The sequence below is a fragment of the Mesorhizobium sp. M2A.F.Ca.ET.067.02.1.1 genome (genome assembly GCF_004023285.1).
Taxonomy (GTDB): Bacteria; Pseudomonadota; Alphaproteobacteria; order Rhizobiales; family Rhizobiaceae; genus Mesorhizobium.
This window is the reverse complement of record NZ_RZSB01001416.1, coordinates 1-473: the sequence shown is the minus strand read 5'-3', so window position 1 is coordinate 473 and position 473 is coordinate 1. Positions and strand designations below refer to the sequence as shown.

Below are 473 nucleotides of genomic sequence, written 5' to 3'. Positions count from 1 at the left end.
CGCTGGCCCTGCTCAACGCCGTTCCGGTTGCCACCGCGACGGGCGTCGACATTTCACCAGACGCATTGGCGACTGCGGCCGGAAATGCCCGGGATCTGGGGCTCGGCGGGCGCTTCAAAGCCTTGCATTCCAACTGGTTCGAAAAAGTTTCGGGCTCCTACCATGTAATTGCCTCGAACCCTCCCTATATACCCAGTCGAGAGATTGGAAATCTGCAGGACGAGGTCCGCGATTTCGACCCGCACCGGGCCTTGGATGGTGGTGCGGATGGTTTGGACCCCTACCGGGTCATCGCCGCCGAAGCGGCAGGATTTCTGGAAACGCAAGGCAGGGTAGCGGTCGAGATCGGCCACACGCAGAAAAACGAGGTCAGCGGAATATTCGCGGCAGCGGGCTATGTGTTAACCGGAACACATCGCGACCTCGGCGGCAATGACAGAGTTCTGGTGTTTGAGCGGCGAAAGCCCTGATAC

At 60.0% G+C, this 473-nt stretch carries 1 protein-coding gene; it reads left to right on the top strand.

What is annotated here, in order from left to right; translation table 11 throughout:
* A partial coding sequence (locus tag EOA28_RS38120; RefSeq protein ID WP_148671231.1) for a methyltransferase occupies positions 1 to 470 on the top strand: 470 nt, incomplete at its 5' end.
* Between the last annotated feature and the right edge of the window lie 3 nt (positions 471 to 473).